Origin of the sequence: Microbacterium sp. Root1433D1 (genome assembly GCF_001426835.1) — a bacterium.
GTDB lineage: Bacteria > Actinomycetota > Actinomycetes > Actinomycetales > Microbacteriaceae > Microbacterium > Microbacterium maritypicum.
This window is the reverse complement of the sequence record NZ_LMFN01000003.1, coordinates 151,937-167,220: the sequence shown is the minus strand read 5'-3', so window position 1 is coordinate 167,220 and position 15,284 is coordinate 151,937. Positions and strand designations below refer to the sequence as shown.

At 68.6% G+C, this 15,284-nt stretch carries 15 protein-coding genes; 7 read left to right on the top strand and 8 right to left on the bottom strand.

Annotated elements, in window-relative coordinates; all coding sequences use genetic code 11:
• The first annotated feature begins 8 nt into the window (after positions 1-8).
• Positions 9-827 (top strand): matrixin family metalloprotease, encoded by an 819-nt coding sequence (locus ASD13_RS11880; protein WP_055869336.1) that lies wholly within the window; start codon positions 9-11, stop codon positions 825-827.
• A gap of 75 nt (positions 828-902) precedes the next feature.
• Here the strand turns inward: ASD13_RS11880 and ASD13_RS11875 are convergent, their stop codons facing one another.
• Complete coding sequence (locus ASD13_RS11875) at positions 903-1,589, bottom strand: TetR/AcrR family transcriptional regulator (RefSeq protein WP_082531486.1); 687 nt, start codon at positions 1,587-1,589, stop codon at positions 903-905.
• 126 nt (positions 1,590-1,715) lie between these two features.
• On the opposite strand from ASD13_RS11875, the gene ASD13_RS11870 reads away from it, so the two are divergent.
• Together ASD13_RS11870 and ASD13_RS11865 are read left to right on the top strand one after the other, a co-directional pair.
• Positions 1,716-2,588 carry a DUF1266 domain-containing protein gene (locus ASD13_RS11870; RefSeq protein ID WP_055869334.1) on the top strand — a complete coding sequence of 291 codons (873 nt, stop codon included), beginning with the start codon at positions 1,716-1,718 and terminating at the stop codon, positions 2,586-2,588.
• Positions 2,561-3,622, top strand: a complete 1,062-nt coding sequence (locus ASD13_RS11865) for a hypothetical protein (RefSeq protein WP_055869333.1) — start codon at positions 2,561-2,563, stop codon at positions 3,620-3,622. Before ASD13_RS11870 ends, ASD13_RS11865 begins: the two co-directional genes overlap by 28 nt.
• 111 nt (positions 3,623-3,733) lie before the next feature.
• Here ASD13_RS11865 and ASD13_RS11860 read toward each other — a convergent pair whose 3' ends face one another.
• The 5 genes from ASD13_RS11860 to ASD13_RS11840 all read right to left on the bottom strand — a co-directional run bounded on the left by ASD13_RS11860 (position 3,734) and on the right by ASD13_RS11840 (position 9,691).
• Entirely contained in the window at positions 3,734-4,729 is a 996-nt protein-coding gene (locus ASD13_RS11860) for a LacI family DNA-binding transcriptional regulator (RefSeq protein ID WP_017831301.1), read from the bottom strand.
• A gap of 142 nt (positions 4,730-4,871) precedes the next feature.
• Positions 4,872-6,302 carry a GH1 family beta-glucosidase gene (locus ASD13_RS11855; RefSeq protein WP_200942483.1) on the bottom strand — a complete coding sequence of 477 codons (1,431 nt, stop codon included), beginning with the start codon at positions 6,300-6,302 and terminating at the stop codon, positions 4,872-4,874.
• Positions 6,303-6,307: 5 nt separating this feature from the next.
• Positions 6,308-7,198 carry a carbohydrate ABC transporter permease gene (locus ASD13_RS11850; protein WP_055869331.1) on the bottom strand — a complete coding sequence of 297 codons (891 nt, stop codon included), beginning with the start codon at positions 7,196-7,198 and terminating at the stop codon, positions 6,308-6,310.
• Positions 7,195-8,283 (bottom strand): carbohydrate ABC transporter permease, encoded by a 1,089-nt coding sequence (locus ASD13_RS11845; protein ID WP_055869330.1) that lies wholly within the window; start codon positions 8,281-8,283, stop codon positions 7,195-7,197. Before ASD13_RS11845 ends, ASD13_RS11850 begins: the two co-directional genes overlap by 4 nt.
• Positions 8,284-8,380: 97 nt before the next feature.
• Complete coding sequence (locus tag ASD13_RS11840) at positions 8,381-9,691, bottom strand: ABC transporter substrate-binding protein (protein WP_055869329.1); 1,311 nt, start codon at positions 9,689-9,691, stop codon at positions 8,381-8,383.
• A gap of 135 nt (positions 9,692-9,826) precedes the next feature.
• Here ASD13_RS11840 and ASD13_RS11835 point away from each other — a divergent pair, with 135 nt between their 5' ends.
• The 3 genes from ASD13_RS11835 (at position 9,827) to purQ (ending at position 11,417) form a co-directional block, all read left to right on the top strand.
• Entirely contained in the window at positions 9,827-10,360 is a 534-nt protein-coding gene (locus ASD13_RS11835; RefSeq protein ID WP_017831296.1) for an adenine phosphoribosyltransferase, read from the top strand.
• Positions 10,361-10,464: 104 nt separating this feature from the next.
• On the top strand, positions 10,465-10,713 hold the full coding sequence (purS, locus tag ASD13_RS11830) for a phosphoribosylformylglycinamidine synthase subunit PurS (RefSeq protein WP_017831295.1): 249 nt from the start codon (positions 10,465-10,467) through the stop codon (positions 10,711-10,713).
• Positions 10,710-11,417, top strand: a complete 708-nt coding sequence (purQ, locus tag ASD13_RS11825; RefSeq protein WP_055869328.1) for a phosphoribosylformylglycinamidine synthase subunit PurQ — start codon at positions 10,710-10,712, stop codon at positions 11,415-11,417. Before purS ends, purQ begins: the two co-directional genes overlap by 4 nt.
• 7 nt (positions 11,418-11,424) lie before the next feature.
• On the opposite strand, the gene ASD13_RS11820 is transcribed toward purQ, so the two are convergent.
• Both ASD13_RS11820 and ASD13_RS11815 read right to left on the bottom strand, forming a co-directional pair.
• Positions 11,425-12,690: a hypothetical protein gene (locus tag ASD13_RS11820; protein ID WP_055869327.1), complete on the bottom strand. Its 1,266-nt coding sequence runs from the start codon at positions 12,688-12,690 to the stop codon at positions 11,425-11,427.
• A gap of 187 nt (positions 12,691-12,877) precedes the next feature.
• On the bottom strand, positions 12,878-13,306 hold the full coding sequence (locus ASD13_RS11815) for a DUF1761 domain-containing protein (RefSeq protein WP_055869326.1): 429 nt from the start codon (positions 13,304-13,306) through the stop codon (positions 12,878-12,880).
• Positions 13,307-13,532: 226 nt separating this feature from the next.
• Between ASD13_RS11815 and ASD13_RS11810 the strand changes: the two genes are divergently transcribed.
• Positions 13,533-15,203: a glycoside hydrolase family 13 protein gene (locus ASD13_RS11810; RefSeq protein WP_055869325.1), complete on the top strand. Its 1,671-nt coding sequence runs from the start codon at positions 13,533-13,535 to the stop codon at positions 15,201-15,203.
• The last annotated feature ends 81 nt before the right edge of the window (positions 15,204-15,284 follow it).

Genomic DNA, 15,284 nt, shown 5'->3' with positions numbered 1-15,284 from the left:
CCAGTACTTTGCGACTCACGAGAAAACTGGCGTTCGCCGCTACCGCGGCTGCTGCGCTCTGCCTCGGCACGGTCATCCCCGCTGCCGCGAATTCCGCACCCGACGCCGACGACATCCCCACCTTCCAGGAGTTCGAGGCGTCGACCTACCGAGACATCGACGGAGCCTACGTCGTCAACGGGGACGAGGTGATCTCCAACCAGGGCGAACTGCGGTCGTTCTACGAACAGCTCCTCGGCGCCGATCCCGTGACCAACGGCCTCATCGTCAACACGGTCAACAGCATCGACGACAAGTGGTCCGACGCGCAGGCGAGCGCCCTCACCTACTGCGTCAGCACGGCATTCGGTGCACGTCACGCCGACGTCGTGAGCGCGATGGAAAGCGGCGCCGCGCTCTGGGAGGCCGCATCATCGAAGATCGACTTCATCTACGACAGCAGCGCCGATGCCAACTGCACGACGCGCAACAACGCCGTCCTCTTCTCCGTGGAGCCCGTGCAGACGACGCAGTACATCGCCCGGGCCTTCTTCCCGAGCACGGCGCCGCGCCTGCAGAACGTCCTCATCGACGACTCGATCTGGACCCCGGGCTCGTCCTGGACCCCGACGAATGTGCTGGGTCATGAGCTCGGTCACGTGCTCGGCTTCCGCCACGAGCACACCCGCCCCGAGGCCGGCACCTGCTTCGAGGACAACAACTGGCGTCCGCTGACGCCGTATGACTCGTCGTCGATCATGCACTACCCGCAGTGCAACGGATCGTCCGCCGACCTGTCGATGACGAGCGTCGACACCGACGGAGTCGTCGCACTCTACGGAAACTGACACCGTTCACTCGAACGCTGTCGGAATCAGCGGGGTCCGGTCGTTCACGACCGGACCCCGCGTCCGTGCCGTTCGTCACGCGGATGCGTCCGCACGCTCCTCGTCCGAGCGCAGCGCCGCTGTCGCCCGAGGCCGCGGTTCACCGTCGCGGAGGGGGACCGGCGGCGCGATGGGCGTCGTCGGCTCCGGCAGACCGTAGCGCCGGAACATCCAGCGTCGCGCCTCCTCGAGCGGGTAGGTGTCGCCGAAGACGGCGGACTTCACGAACACGCCCTCGATCGTGCTGCGCAGCATGACCTCCTCGAGAGCCGGATCCTCCGCCCCCCGCGCGCGGAACAGGTCGCGAACCGCGTCTTCCGCTGCGGTCGCTGCCGCTTCGTGCCGCGCCTCCGACACCGCGAACAGCCGGTGCGTCGAGGGCTGCTGCTGCATCGCCAGCACGGCCCGCTGCAACGGAATCGCGTAGGCGGTCGCTGTGAGAGCGCCGTCGATCACCGCCGCGAGCATCTCGTCGGGCGTCCCCTCCACTCGGGCGAAGCCGAGCACCGTCTCGAACCAGCGATCGATCACGGCGATGACGAGCTGCTCCTTGCCACCGAAGTGGTAGTTCACGAGCCCCTGCGCGACACCCGCGCGCTGGGTGATCTCCGCGATGCTCGCACCCGCGACGCCGCGCTCGCTGAAGGTCTCGATCGCCGCCTGCAGGATGTTCTCCCTGGCGCGCTCGCGGGCCAGCCGGTTCTGCTCGTCGGAGCGCGCCATGTGGCATCCACCTCCCGAGTCCTGCCGGCTTGTCTTTTTCGAATCGCCCCCTGCCGTATAGATTACTCACTGAATACGCGTTCAATCTATGAACCGACACGGACATCCCCCTGCCCAGGAGCATCAATGCACTCTCTCGCGAGCGTCGACTTCAACAGCGTCACCTCGATCTTCGAATGGCTCATCAGCCAGTGGTGGGCCTGGGCGATCGTCGGCGTCGTCGCGCTGTTCTTCCTCGTGAGCTGGATCCTCCCCGCGGCCAAGGTCAAGGCTTCGCCGGACTACTCGACCAGCGACACCGAGGCGAACGAGCTCGCGCTCGGCTTCCTGCAGATCGTGAACCTGCCCTCCGGATACTGGAACGATCCGACCGCCTCGCTCCTCGGCGACAGCGAGAAGAAGGTCCTGGTCGACCAATGGGGTGTGCACACACGTGACGACTGGCTCGCCAGCATCGAGCGCCTCAGCACCGTCCGTCGTCGTCGCGAGGTGTGGATGCTCTACCTCGCCGTCCGCGTCGAGCTCGCCCAGCGCCTCGGACGCACCCCGAAGGCGAAGGAGTGGCTTGCCGCGATCGTGCAGGAAGGCGGGGACAAGCGCGATGCGCGCACCTTCGTCACCTCGATCGAATACGCCGAGTCCGAGGTGCGCAAGCGCGTGGGCAAGGACATCGTGGCCCCCGGTCTCTTCGCGAAGACCCTCGACGGTTACGGGATCGGTCAGGCCGTCGCGATGACCACCTGGGGCGTCGCGCTCGGACACGGCGACGTCGCCGAAGCACGCGCGATCATCCACCGCATCAACATCGAGGCACGCCCGGCCTTCGAGTCGTGGGCAGACTTCGGTCTGAGCTACATCGTGGGCCGCGTGGTGCATTGGTCGGACGGCAGTGTCGACGAGAAGTCGTTCGAGAAGTTCGGAGACGGCTGGTCCGACTTCCAGGCCGCGGCGACCGAGAAGCGCAACGGTCCGTGGGCGTCGCTGTCGTGGAGCCTGTAGCCGTCGATCTGGAACCGCTGCGAAGAAGCGCGGGCCTCCGCGACATCCTCACCTACGAACGCATCTGCGGGATCCCGCCGCATCGCCGGTTCCTGGTGGTCCTGGTCGCCGTCCTGCTGTTCGCCGCCGCGATGCTGACGGGTCTGTGGTTCCTCGGGCGCGGCGACATCCTCACGGTCGCACCCATCCTCGGGGTGTTCGTGATCGGGTACACGGTGCTCGCCGCCGTCGGCTTCGTCTGGTGGGCTGTGGGTCTGAGCCGCCGGGTGAAGGTCGCAGCCTTCGCCTGGCAGAACGGCTGGGCCTACGCCGACGCACTCGAGCGAATCCGCCGCCCCGGCACCGCGTTCACGCGGGTCGTGCACGGGCGCGAACGTGCGGTGATCGCCTGCGATGACGAGCGGATGCCGTTCGAGATGGGCATGCACCATTCGGTCTCGCACGGCCAGGAGCGCGCGACGATCCAGCGCCCGTTCGCGTTCATCGAGCTGCCGCTGCCGGCACCCGTTCCGCACATCGTGCTCGCGAACCGGAAGCGCAGCATCATCCCCACGCTGGGTCTAGGGCGCGGGGCTGCGCGCCTGGATCTGGAAGGCGAGTTCGCGAAGACGTTCCGCCTTCTGGTGCCGAAGGGCTACCAGCAGGACGCGCTCTACATCTTCACACCCGACCTGATGGCCCGCGTGCTCGACCTCGGCTCTGGTGCCGAGATCGAACTCGTATCCGACCGGCTCTACGTCTACCTGCCTTCCGGCACGCGGTTCGACCGCGCCGAGACCATGGCGGCGGCGATCACCCTCGCCGAGGAGTTCCACCGCCGATTCGCGGCACGCACCGAGCTGTATCGCGACGATGACGCCGGAGACATCGCCGCCAGAGCGGGCGTGTCCATCGGCCTGCGTGGCCAACGGCTGGGCGGCCGCGGGATCTCCGTCTTCGCGCTCGCCGGCACAGCCGCGGTGCTGCTGCTGTCCGCAGGCATCACCGCGTTCTCCTTGTTCGGCGGTGATCTGCTGACGTCGATCTTCGGCTGACCTGCTCAGCCGACACCGACCCACGGCTGTGGGCCTGGCCCGGAGGGGGCGCCAGGGCCGCAGCCGTGTTCATCCCCTCCGCCGCAGGGCACGCCCCACCGGCGCGACCGCTCAGGCGGAGGCGCGGATCACCAGCTCGGTCGGCAGGATCGTCGTGGTCGGCGGCTCTTCGCCTGCCAGTCGCGACAGCAGGACCCGGGCCATCGCCTCACCCTGCGCGTACATCGGCTGACGCATCGTGGTCAGCTGCGGATCGGTGGTGATGGCGACCGAGGAGTCGTCGAAACCGACCAGGGCGATGTCCTCCGGCACGCGCACACCCGCCGAGCGCAGTGCCGTCAGTGCGCCACGGGCCATGAGGTCGCTCGCGACGAAGATCGCATCCGGTCGTCCGCCGTCGAGCAGCCGTCTGGCGGCTTCCGCTCCGCTCGACTCGCTGTAGTCGCCTTCCTCCTCCGCATACGGAGTGAGTCCGGCGTCCGCGAGAGCCGCGCGGAACCCCTGCACACGATCTTCCGAGGCGACCATCGTGAGCGGACCCGAGATCGTGGCGATGCGCGTGCGCCCGATGTCGATCAGGCGGCGGGTGGCGTTCTTCGCTCCGGCCACGTTGTCGACATCGACGACGTAGTCGCCGTCGCGCCGACGCACGGGGCGTCCACCGAAGACGACCGGCACGGCATCCGCGATCCGATCGACGAACGCGTCGCTCGTGTGATGCGACACGATCAACGCGCCGTCGACGCCGCCGTTGCGCACGAAGCTGGTCATCTTGTCGCCGGGGTCATCGCTCGCGATGAGCAGGTTGAGCAGGTAGTCCGAGCCGCCGAGTGCACCCGTGATCCCGGCGACGATGGCCGCGAAGAACGGGTCGCCGAAGAAGCGGGTGGTGTCCTCCGGCACGATCAGGGCGATCGCGTGCGTCTGCCGGGAGGCGAGGGAGCGTGCCGCGCGGTTGGGCACGTAGTTCAGCTCGTCGATCGCGGCGCGCACGGCGGCGAGGGCCTCCGGGCTCACGGCGGTCGACCCGTTCACGACGCGCGACACCGTCGATCGGGAGACACCGGCGGCGGATGCCACCTCTTCGATGGTCGCTCGGGGCGACATCAACGTACGCACTCTTCCATCGCCCTATTCTCACCGGTCGGCGCGGGCTGCGACGACACTCCCCCTCCGCGTCGCGCAAACTGCCGCCTCTCGACCCCGGACGGGACCACTTGGACGATTCGAATCGGGAGCGACGCGCTGATCAGAGCGCGCGGTTGCCGATGATGCGCGCGTACTCCCGCCCCGAGTCCTTGAGGGTGCGCTCCTGGGTGTCGTAGTCGACGCGGACGATGCCGAAGCGCTTGTCGTAGCCCCACGCCCACTCGAAGTTGTCGAACAGCGACCAGTAGAAGTAGCCGCGCACGTCCACACCCGCCTCCGCGGCGTCGAGCACCGCACCGAGGTGCAGTCGCAGGAACTCGGTGCGGTCGGCATCGTGCACGCGCGTCTCGCCGTCTTCGACCACCACGACGTCGTCGTAGGCCGCGCCGTTCTCGGTCATGTAGAGCACGGTGCCCGCGGGCTCGGCGTACTCGGTCCAGACGCGCTGCAGCACCCGGGTGAGGCCCTCGGGCTGCACCTCCCAGTTCTGCGCCGTGCGCGGCAGGCCCCGCTCGACCGCGTGGATGTCGTCGCTCGACGGATAGGGGCTGCGCCGTACTCGTTCGGTCTCTGGCTCCGCGGAGACGGGCCCTTCGACCGGCGCCGTGCCCGAGACGAGGTCGCCGTGGTAGTAGTTCACCCCTTGCGTGTCGATGTGCTGCGAGATCGTCTCGAGGTCGCCGTCATGGACCGCCGCCTCGAACCCTGCGACAGCCTCGGCGTCGACCGCCCGGATGTCGTCGACGATGTCGGCCGGGTAGCTGCCGCGGTAGATCGGGTCGAGGAACCAGCGGTTGAACTGTCCGTCCACGCGCCGGGCCGCGTCGATGTCGGCCGGGTTCTGCGGATCGGCGGGGTCGGCGACCGTGTGGTTCAGGGTGATGCCGAGGTTGAGCGAGGCATCACGTCCACGGAGCTCCTGCACCGTCCTGCCGTGCGCGAGCAGCAGGTGGTGCGAGGCGAGCAGACCTTCGGCGATGCTGGTGTGCCCCGGGGCGTGCTCGCCGGCGGTGTAGGAGAGGAACGATGAGCACCACGGCTCGTTCAGGGTGGTCCACACGTTCACGCGATCGCCGAGCGCATCGTGCATGGTGCCGGCGTACTCGAGGAAGCGATCGACCGTGTCACGGTTCGTCCAGCCGCCCGCCTCCTGCAGCGCCTGCGGCATGTCCCAGTGGTACAGCGTCAGCCAGGGCAGGATGTCGGCGCTGAGCAGTTCGTCGACCAGGCGCTCGTAGAAGTCGACACCGGCCGCGTTCACCGCTCCGCCGTCGGGGCGCACCCGCGACCACGACGTCGAGAAACGATACGTCTGCAGGCCGAGCTGCTTCATGAGCGCCACATCCTGCGGGTAGCGGTGATAGTGATCGCAGGCCACATCGCCGTTCTCCGCACCGATCACGGCACCCGGCTCGCGCGAGAAGGCATCCCAGATGGATGCGGTGCGCCCGTCCTCGAACGCCGCCCCCTCGATCTGGTAGGCGGCGGTGGCGGCGCCGAACAGGAAGTTCTCGGGGAAGGAGCGGGTCATAGGGGTCATCCTTTCACCGCGCCCGCCATGATGCCACTGACCAGCTGGCGCCCGGCGACCACGAAGAGCACGAGCAGCGGGAGGGTCGCAAGCACCGCGCCGGCGAGCACGATCGAGTAGTCGATGTAGTACCCGGACTGCAGCTGGCTGAGCGCCGTCTGCAGGGTCGGGTTCTGCGGGGAGAGCACGATGAGCGGCCACAGGTAGTCGGTCCACGCGGTCATGAACGTGAAGAGTCCGAGGATCGCCATGGCCGGCCGGGCGGCGGGGAGCCCGACGGTCAGGAAGGTGCGGAACTGGTTCGCCCCGTCCATCCTCGCGGCCTCGATCAGCTCGTCCGGGATGACGTCGACCAGATACTGCCGCATGAAGAACACGCCGAACGCGGTGACCAGCGTCGGAACGATGACCGCACCGATCGATCCGGTCCAGCCGAGCTCGCGCATCAGCATGAACAACGGGATGATGCCCAGCTGCGTCGGGATCGCCATGGTCGCGATCACGAAGATCATCAGTCCGTCGCGGCCCTTGAAGCGCAGCTTCGCGAAGGCGTAGCCCGCGAGCGTCGAGAACGTCACGACCGAGAGCGTGATGATGCCCGAGATGAGGAACGAGTTGCCGAGGGCGAGCCAGAACGGGATCGCGTCGAACACCCGAGCCGCATTGGCGAGGAAGTTGCCGCCGGGGATCAGCGGGAGCGTCTCACCTCGCGTCGCGTTCGTGCCGCTGGCGACCACGACCGACCACCACAGCGGGTAGACGCTGCCGATGATGAACGCGGCCAGGAGGCCGTAGGTGAGGAAGCCGGGGCGGCTGCCGATGCCGGCGGTACCGCCGGCGACGGCTCGGCGCCGGCGGATCTTCTCGGGGACGCTCAGCGCCTGGGTGGCGGTCATCGCGCGTTCTCCTCGGTCGTGGTGGCGATCGTCGATCCGGCGGCGGCCCTGCTCGCCGCCGATCCGGCGGTGCGCGCGCGGCGACGGGCCGCACGGCTCTTAGGGGCGTCTCCGGTGGAGATCCGCCGGGAGATGAGGAAGTTGATCACACCGATCCCGACGATCAGCAGGAACAGCAGGATCGCGACGGCGGACGCCTCTCCGAGGTTTCGTCGGAAGAACGCCAGCTCCCACAGGAACAGCACCGTCGTCTGGAACTGGCGGTCACTGCCGCCGATGCCGCCCGCGGTCGACACGTCGAACAGACGCGGCTCGGCGAAGATCTGCAGCCCGCCGATCGTCGCGGTGATGATGACGAAGATCAGGGTCGGACGGATCGTGGGGATCGTGATGGAGAAGAAGCGTCGCGCGGCTCCCGCCCCGTCGAGCGCCGCGGACTCGTACAGGTCGCGCGGCACGGCCTGCATCGCGGCCAGCAGGATCAGGGCGTTGTAGCCCGTCCAGCGGAAGTTCACCATGACCGCGATCGCGATGTGCGACAGCGCGGTGTTGTGCTTCCACTCCTGGTCGGCGATGCCGATGAGGTTGAGGAGGTTGTTGGCCAGGCCGTCGGCCTCGTTGAAGATGCTCGAGAAGATGATGGCGACGGCGACCGGGGTCACGACGAACGGGATCAGCACGCTCATCCGCCAGAAGGTCGGCGCCCGCAGGCCGCGGTCGAGCAGGTAGGCGATCACGAGGGCCACGGCCAGCTGCGGGATCGCGGAGAGCAGGAAGATGCTCAGGGTGTTGCCGATCGAGTTCCAGAACATCCCGTCGCCGAGGATCTCGACGAAGTTGCCGACACCGACGAACTCCCCCTCGCCCTTCAGCAGATCCCACTCGTGCACGGCGACCCAGACCGTGTAGAGCAGGGGGAACAGCCCCACCAGCCCGAACAACAGGAAGAACGGCGAGATGTAGAAGTACGGTGAGGCGTTCTGGTCGAACCGTGAGACGCGGTGGCGCCAGGAGGGCTTCGACGGCGCATCCTTCGCCGGGGATGCCTTCTCGCGGTTTTCCGCGGGCGGGGCGGTGAGAGTCATGGGGTGTCCTTGTCCCGGAGTTCCGAGGAGTCCCGGTCGCAGTTCCTGTCGCCGACCGTGGGGCGAGGCGACAGGAACTGCGACCGGAAGGGGGATGTCAGCCGACGAGGTCGTTCAGCAGACCGACGGCCTGATCCCAGGCGCCCTGGGTGTCGGTCTCGCGGCGATCGAGGCTGCTGAGCGCCGGGCCGAAGACGTTCTCCTGGATGACCGAGTCATCGGCACCCTTGAACTGGGCCACGACGCCCTTGGCGCGCTCGGCGAGGATCGCACCGGTCGGGGCGTCGTTGAAGAAGGCGTTCGGCGTCGCGTCGGCCGCGAGCGTCTCCTGCGCCTTGATCGTCGAGGGGAAGTTGCCGGCAGCAGCGGACTGCTTCACCTGCTGCTCGGGCTGCGTCAGCCAGTCGGCGAGTTCGGCGGCCGCCTTCTTGTGCTGCGACGACTCCGGGACCGACAGGAACGCACCGCCCCAGTTGGCTGCGCCTCCGGGGAACACGTCGGCGAAGTCCCATCCGGTCGACGCGTCACCGCCGCCGGCTTCGACCTGCCCCTGCACGACGCCGAGCATCCAGCCCGGGCACACGAACGTCGCGAAGGTGCCGTCGACGAACGACTTGCCGCCGTTCCAGTCCCACGCCGTCTGCGCGGCGGACTGCCCGCCCTCGGTCGCGGCGCCCAGGAGCTCGAAGCGCTCCTTGAGCTCGGCGTTGTCCTCGACGTTCAACGTGCCGTCGGCGGCGTAGTACCCCTCGTCCAGCTGGTTGACCATGGCGTTCCAGACGAAGCCGGAGTGGTCGTACCAGGCCTTGCCGGTCTTCGCGGTGTAGTCGGCGCCGACCGCGAAGTAGTTCTCCCAGTCGCCGTTCAGCAGCTCGGCCACCGACTCGCGGTCGCTCGGGAGCCCCGCCGCCTCGAAAGCAGCGCCGTTGTAGCAGATGCCGCTCGGGCCGATGTCGGTGCCGTATCCGATGACGCGACCCTCGGCGTCGGTCGCCTGACCGTACTTCCAGTCGACCCAGTCGTCCTTGCGGTCTTCGATGCCGTAGTCGCGCAGATCGACGAAGGTGTCAGAGACGTCCATGATGGCGCCGAGCCAGCCCTCCTCGATCGCGACCACGTCGCTGAGGCCGGAACCGGCGGCGATCTTGGTGAACGCATCGGTGCGGGCGTTGCCGCCGGTGTCGATGTTGGTCGCCTCGATCTTGACGTTCGGGTGCGCCTTCTCGTACTCCTTGTAGAGGTCTTCGTAGCCGAAGGTGCCGAACGTGGTGACGGTCAGTGTGACCTGTTCGTCGGCGCTTCCTTCCCCGGAATCTCCCGGGTTTCCGGAGCAGCCGGCGAGGGCGAGGGCGGAGACGGATGCCACGGCGGCAGTCACGAGGATCCGGTGGCGGGCACGTGTGTTCACAGTTCACTCCTTTGTGGTGGTCGTGCGGTGTGTGGTGCTTCGGGGTGCCGTGGGAGCGCTCCCACGAACTGAGGAGTCACTCTATGGGAGCGCTCCCACGGTGTCAACCCGACCGACGCGGGGTACCCTTGGGCAGTGCCCGAAGCCACCCTGTCCCCCGCCCTCGTCCGCGCCGAAGCCCTGATCCGCAATGTGCCGGACTACCCGCAGCCGGGCATCATCTTCCGCGACATCACGCCGCTCCTCGCCGACGCCGAGGCCCTCCGCGTGACGACCGAGGCGATCATCGAGCCCTTCGCCGGGCAGTTCGACGTGATCGCGGGCATCGAGGCGCGAGGGTTCATCCTCGCCAGCGCCGCCGCCATCGCCGCAGGCGTCGGACTCATCCCGATCCGCAAGGCCGGCAAGCTCCCCCGGCCCGCGGCATCCGTCGACTACGCCCTCGAATACGGCACCGCCACGATCGAGATGCACGACGATCTGCCGGCCGGATCCCGCGTGCTGCTCATCGACGACGTGCTCGCCACCGGAGGAACCCTCGCCGCGGGGCGCGAGCTCGTCGAGCGCCTCGGAAGCCACGTCGTCGGCATCTCGGTGCTCTTCGAGATCGACGGTCTCGGCGGCCGCGAGGCAGTCGGCGACCTGCACACCGTCTTCCACTCCGCGTAGTCGGTCGTCCGCTCCGCGCGATCGCGCACACGCGCCGGGAAAGAGCGCGGGCCCGGGGCAGTAGACTGGGTGCGCCCGTCCGCCCGCGACTCCCGGAGCCGTTCATGCCCACCATCGTCGTCGACGTCATGCCCAAGCCCGAACTGCTCGACCCGCAGGGGAAGGCCGTCTCCGGCGCCTTCGCCCGCCTCGGCGTCGAGGGCTTCACCGACGTGCGCATCGGCAAGCGCTTCGAGCTCACCGTCGAGGGCGAGGTCACCGACGAGGTTCTCGCCGAGGCCAAGCGCATCGCCGACGAGGTGCTCTCCAACTCCGTGATCGAGGATGTCGTCGGCATCGAGGTCGCCGAGTGACCGTCCGCATCGGCGTCATCACCTTCCCCGGCTCGCTCGACGACCGCGACGCGCAGCGCGCCGTGCGCATCGCCGGTGCCGAGCCCGTCGCGCTGTGGCACGGCTCGCATGACCTCGAGGGCGTCGACGCCCTCGTCCTCCCCGGCGGCTTCAGCTACGGCGACTACCTGCGCGCCGGTGCGATCGCCGCACTCTCGCCGATCATGAGCGAGGTCAAGGACGCCGCGGCGAAGGGCATGCCCGTGCTCGGCATCTGCAACGGGTTCCAGATGCTCGTCGAGGCGCATCTGCTCCCCGGCGGCCTGATCCGCAACAACCACCAGCACTTCGTGCGCCGCGACCAGCGGCTCACGGTGGAGAACTCCGACACCGCCTGGACCAATGCGTTCCGCAACGGCCAGGAGATCGTGATCCCCCTCAAGAACGCCGACGGCGGCTACATCGCCGACGAGCAGACGCTCGACCGCATCGAGGGCGAGGGGCTCGTGGCCTTCCGCTATGCCGGAGTCAACCCGAACGGGTCGCTGCGCGACATCGCCGGCCTCACCAACGAAGCCGGAAACGTGGTCGGCCTGATGCCGCACCCCGAGCACGCCACCGAGGCAGGATTCGGCCCCGACACCTCCGTCGCCATGCGCAGCGGTGTCGACGGACTCGACTTCTTCACCAGCGCCATCGCCGCGGTCGCCCGCGTCGCCGCGTAGCCCCGGGTCACTCGACCGGCAGAGCGAAGGGGTTGTCCCCGGCTGCCGCGAGCAGGTACCACGCGGTCGCACCGGTGTGCAGGCTGGCGTAGTAGAGGTCGCCGAATCCGGAGTCGAGGCCGTCGTTCGACGTCGCGACGATGCCCTTGCCGTCGCCGTTGGGCGCGTCGCGCTGCGCCAGACGGATGCTGCTCAGCAGCGTCTCGGCGCGATCGGCGTCGCCCGCTCCGTCGCGCAGCTTGAGGGCGAGAGCCAGGTGCCCGCCGCCCTCGAACCATGCCTTGGACACGTCGACCTCGCTGATCGACGGCCCCGTGTACGGGCCATCGGTCGCGATCAGGTTCGCGAGTGTCCAGTCCAGAGCGGCGCCGTAGCGCGGATCGCCGGTGGCGAGTGAGCTCCACGTCTGGGCATCCAGGGGGATCGGGCGGGTGTTGACGGTCGAGCCGTCGAGTCCCGTGCCGGTGTTCACGTGGCCGTCGGCGCTCTGCATCGCCGCGACGAAGTCGGCCGCCACGGCCGCCCTGTCCGACCACACCGGGTCCCCCGTGAGTTGTGCGAGCTGCGTGAAGAACCCCGACACATCGCTGTTGTGCTCGGTGGACTTCCAGCTCAGCGACGTGCCGTCCTCGAGCTGACCGCCGGTGTAGCCGTACGGGGCCCTGACCATGTCGGCCGTGTTGTCCTGGATCCACTGCCCCACACGCAGCGCTCCGTCGAGGTACCGCTGATCCCCGGTGGCGTGTGCGAGACGCGTGAGGGCCAGCCCGACCCATGCCTGATTCCCGGTGAACGAACCGGGACCGGTGATCTCCACTCGCCCCTGACGGATTCCGTGCGGCTCGTACGACGCCCGGGTGCGCCCGTCGCCGATCGGGTCGTTGTCCTGCACGAAGAGGAGCGTGTCGCCGATCGCCCGCGCGCGACGGAGATCATCCGGAAGACCGCGCGCGGTGTAGGCGATGATCACGAGCGCGTCGTCGTAGACGAACGATGGTGTGAAGTCCCAGCTCGGAGTGGTGAAGAACCCGCCCTCGTAGCTGCGCGGCAGACAGTGACCGGCCCCGTCGCAGAACTGATCGACACGCGCATCCAGGAACTCGTACGCCAGCGCGACGGACTGCGCGGCATCCGGAGCGCCCGCCCCGGAGCCCTGGTCGTCCGCCGGCCGGATGGCTCCCCAGGCGGCAGGAGCCGCTCCCACGAGCACGGCCGCGGCGACGAGCGCTGCGGCGATCGTCCACGGCGCCGATCGGCGCGAAGAACCGGACATCGGGACCCCTCGGTCAAAGCCGCGCGCCGTCAGGACCACGCGGGCGGCCCGGAGGCCACGAGACCCACACTGACAGCCCCGTCGAGACCGCAGAAGCGGCGAAAGTCTAGGGATGCCTCTCCCATCGGCGAATCCGATGCGCGCCGATCCGCTGACCGCCCCCGATCCCCGGAGTCCGGGCGGTTCGCTAGGCGATCGCCGGCGGCCAGACGCCGATGATGAGCGCCATGACGACGACGGTCACCAGCTCGTGAGCGATGTTCAGGGTGGTGAGCCTGGTCGAGCGCCCCTCGAACGCGTCATGCGTGATGAAACGGGCGGCCGTGAAGCCCGCCCACAGCGTCACCGCGGTGACGATGGCACCCCAGAAGTACGATCCGCCGTAGAAGTGCCAGGCGATCGAGGAGGCTCCGGCGAGCACCCATGCCGTGATGAAGCTCACGATCACGGTGGTGATGATGGGCCAGACCGCCGTCGCCGCCGGACGGTCCATGTCGACGTTCGCGAGCTTCGACCACCGCGTACCGAACACCTTCGGGGCGTACCAGATCGAGCCGACGATCATGCTCGACGCGGTGGCCAGCAGGACCGCCCAGTAGTTGATCTCGGGAACCATGACAGCCTCCACTCATCGGATGCCTCACCCTACTCCCCGGTTGCGATCGGGCCGTCGGCGACACCGGCATGAGACCGTGACGGATGCATGACCACCGCGGGCGAAGAGCTCATGCATCCGGCGAATCCTCCTGCAAACGCCCGCACGCCCGCGCGCGGCTCCCGTCACCGAACCGATTCGATCCCCGCTCTGGCATGAATGTAAGCGTTTGCACTAGCCTGTTCCCATGGCACAGCTTGAGCAGATCGCAGCCCCCGGTTCCGAGTGGTGGCGCAGCGCCGTCATCTACCAGATCTACCCCCGCTCCTTCGCGGATGCCTCGGGTGACGGCATCGGCGACCTGCCGGGCATCACCAGCCGGCTCGACGCCCTGCAGGAGCTCGGCGTCGACGCGATCTGGCTGAGCCCGTTCATGACCAGCCCGCAGCGTGACGCCGGCTACGACGTGGCCGACTACCGCGACGTCGACCCGCTGTTCGGCACGCTCGCCGACTTCGACGACATGCTCGAAGCGGCCCACGCGCGCAACATCCGCGTGGTGGTCGACCTGGTGCCGAACCACTCCTCCGACCAGCACGTCTGGTTCCAGCAGGCACTGAAGGCCGCGCCGGGAAGCCCCGAGCGCGCGCGCTACATCTTCCGCGACGGCAAGGGCGAGAACGGCGAGCTTCCGCCGAACAACTGGGAGTCGGTGTTCGGCGGCGGCATGTGGGAGCGCGTCGTCGAGGCCGACGGCACCCCCGGCCAGTGGTACCTGCACATCTTCGACGCCACCCAGCCCGACTTCGACTGGACCAATGAAGAGGTGCGCGAGGAGTTCCGCTCCATCCTGCGCTTCTGGCTCGACCGCGGTGTCGACGGCTTCCGCGTCGACGTGGCGCACGGCATGATCAAGGCCGACGGTCTGCCGGACTACACGCCCCCGAGCGATGCCGACTCCATGGGCGGCGGCGAGTCGAACGTGCCGTACTGGGGCCAGGACGGCGTGCACGACATCTACCGCGACTGGCACAAGGTGCTCGCCGAATACGACGGCGACCGCGCGCTGTGCGGCGAGGCCTGGATGCCGACGCTCAAGCAGACCGCTCTCTGGGTGCGTCCGGACGAGATGCACCAGACCTTCAACTTCCCGTATCTGATGACGCCGTGGGATGCGAAGGCGCTGGGCGATGTCATCCGCGAGTCCCTCGACGACTTCGGCGCGGTGGGCGCCCCCAGCACCTGGGTGCTGTCGAACCACGACGTCGTGCGCCACGCCTCGCGCCTCGCGCTGACCGCCGAGAACCCCCAGGGCGAGGGCATCGGCCCGAACACCCCGAGCAAGCCGGACACCGCGATCGGCCTGGCTCGCGCCCGCGCCGCGACGACGCTCATGCTGGCTCTGCCCGGTTCCTCGTACCTGTACCAGGGCGAGGAGCTCGGGCTGCCCGAAGCCATGGAGATCCCGGACGAGTACCGTCAGGACCCGACCTGGTTCCGCACGAACGGCGAGCGCTACGGACGCGACGGGTGCCGCGTGCCGCTGCCCTGGGAGGCGGAGGCTCCGGCGTTCGGCTTCAACGACACCGGTCTCTCGTGGCTCCCGCAGCCCGCCGACTGGTCGGCCTACGCCCGCGACGTCGAGGAGGTCGACCCCTCGTCGACGCTCGCGCTGTACAAGCGTCTGCTGGCCGCTCGTCGTGAGCACGGCTTCGGCAGCGGCTCGCTGGTGTGGGAGGACGCCGGTCCCGACGCGGTGGCCTTCCGCCGCGGTGACGTGCACGTGGTCGCGAACCTCGGCACCGCGCCGATCGACCTGCCGGCCGATGCCCTCGTGATCCTGCAGAGCCAGCCGTTCGAAGGCGCATCGATCCCGGTCGACACCGCCGTCTGGTACACCACCGCAATCCAGGCCTGACAGGCCCTTCCGGTCGCGATTCCTGCCGCTCACTCCCCCGTGAGACGACAGGAATCGCGACCGGAGCACTTTTCGAGAAGG

What these genes read in the sequence shown, in the direction of transcription:
- purS (WP_017831295.1), top strand. Translation starts at nt 10,465, where the DNA reads ATGCCCACCATCGTCGTCGACGTCATGCCCAAGCCCGAACTGCTCGAC.
- ASD13_RS11875 (WP_082531486.1), bottom strand. Translation starts at nt 1,589, where the DNA reads ATGGCGCGCTCCGACGAGCAGAACCGGCTGGCCCGCGAGCGCGCCAGG.
- ASD13_RS11815 (WP_055869326.1), bottom strand. Translation starts at nt 13,306, where the DNA reads ATGGTTCCCGAGATCAACTACTGGGCGGTCCTGCTGGCCACCGCGTCG.
- ASD13_RS11810 (WP_055869325.1), top strand. Translation starts at nt 13,533, where the DNA reads ATGGCACAGCTTGAGCAGATCGCAGCCCCCGGTTCCGAGTGGTGGCGC.
- ASD13_RS11860 (WP_017831301.1), bottom strand. Translation starts at nt 4,729, where the DNA reads ATGTCGCCCCGAGCGACCATCGAAGAGGTGGCATCCGCCGCCGGTGTC.
- ASD13_RS11820 (WP_055869327.1), bottom strand. Translation starts at nt 12,690, where the DNA reads ATGTCCGGTTCTTCGCGCCGATCGGCGCCGTGGACGATCGCCGCAGCG.
- ASD13_RS11870 (WP_055869334.1), top strand. Translation starts at nt 1,716, where the DNA reads ATGCACTCTCTCGCGAGCGTCGACTTCAACAGCGTCACCTCGATCTTC.
- ASD13_RS11845 (WP_055869330.1), bottom strand. Translation starts at nt 8,283, where the DNA reads ATGACTCTCACCGCCCCGCCCGCGGAAAACCGCGAGAAGGCATCCCCG.
- ASD13_RS11855 (WP_200942483.1), bottom strand. Translation starts at nt 6,302, where the DNA reads ATGACCCGCTCCTTCCCCGAGAACTTCCTGTTCGGCGCCGCCACCGCC.
- ASD13_RS11850 (WP_055869331.1), bottom strand. Translation starts at nt 7,198, where the DNA reads ATGACCGCCACCCAGGCGCTGAGCGTCCCCGAGAAGATCCGCCGGCGC.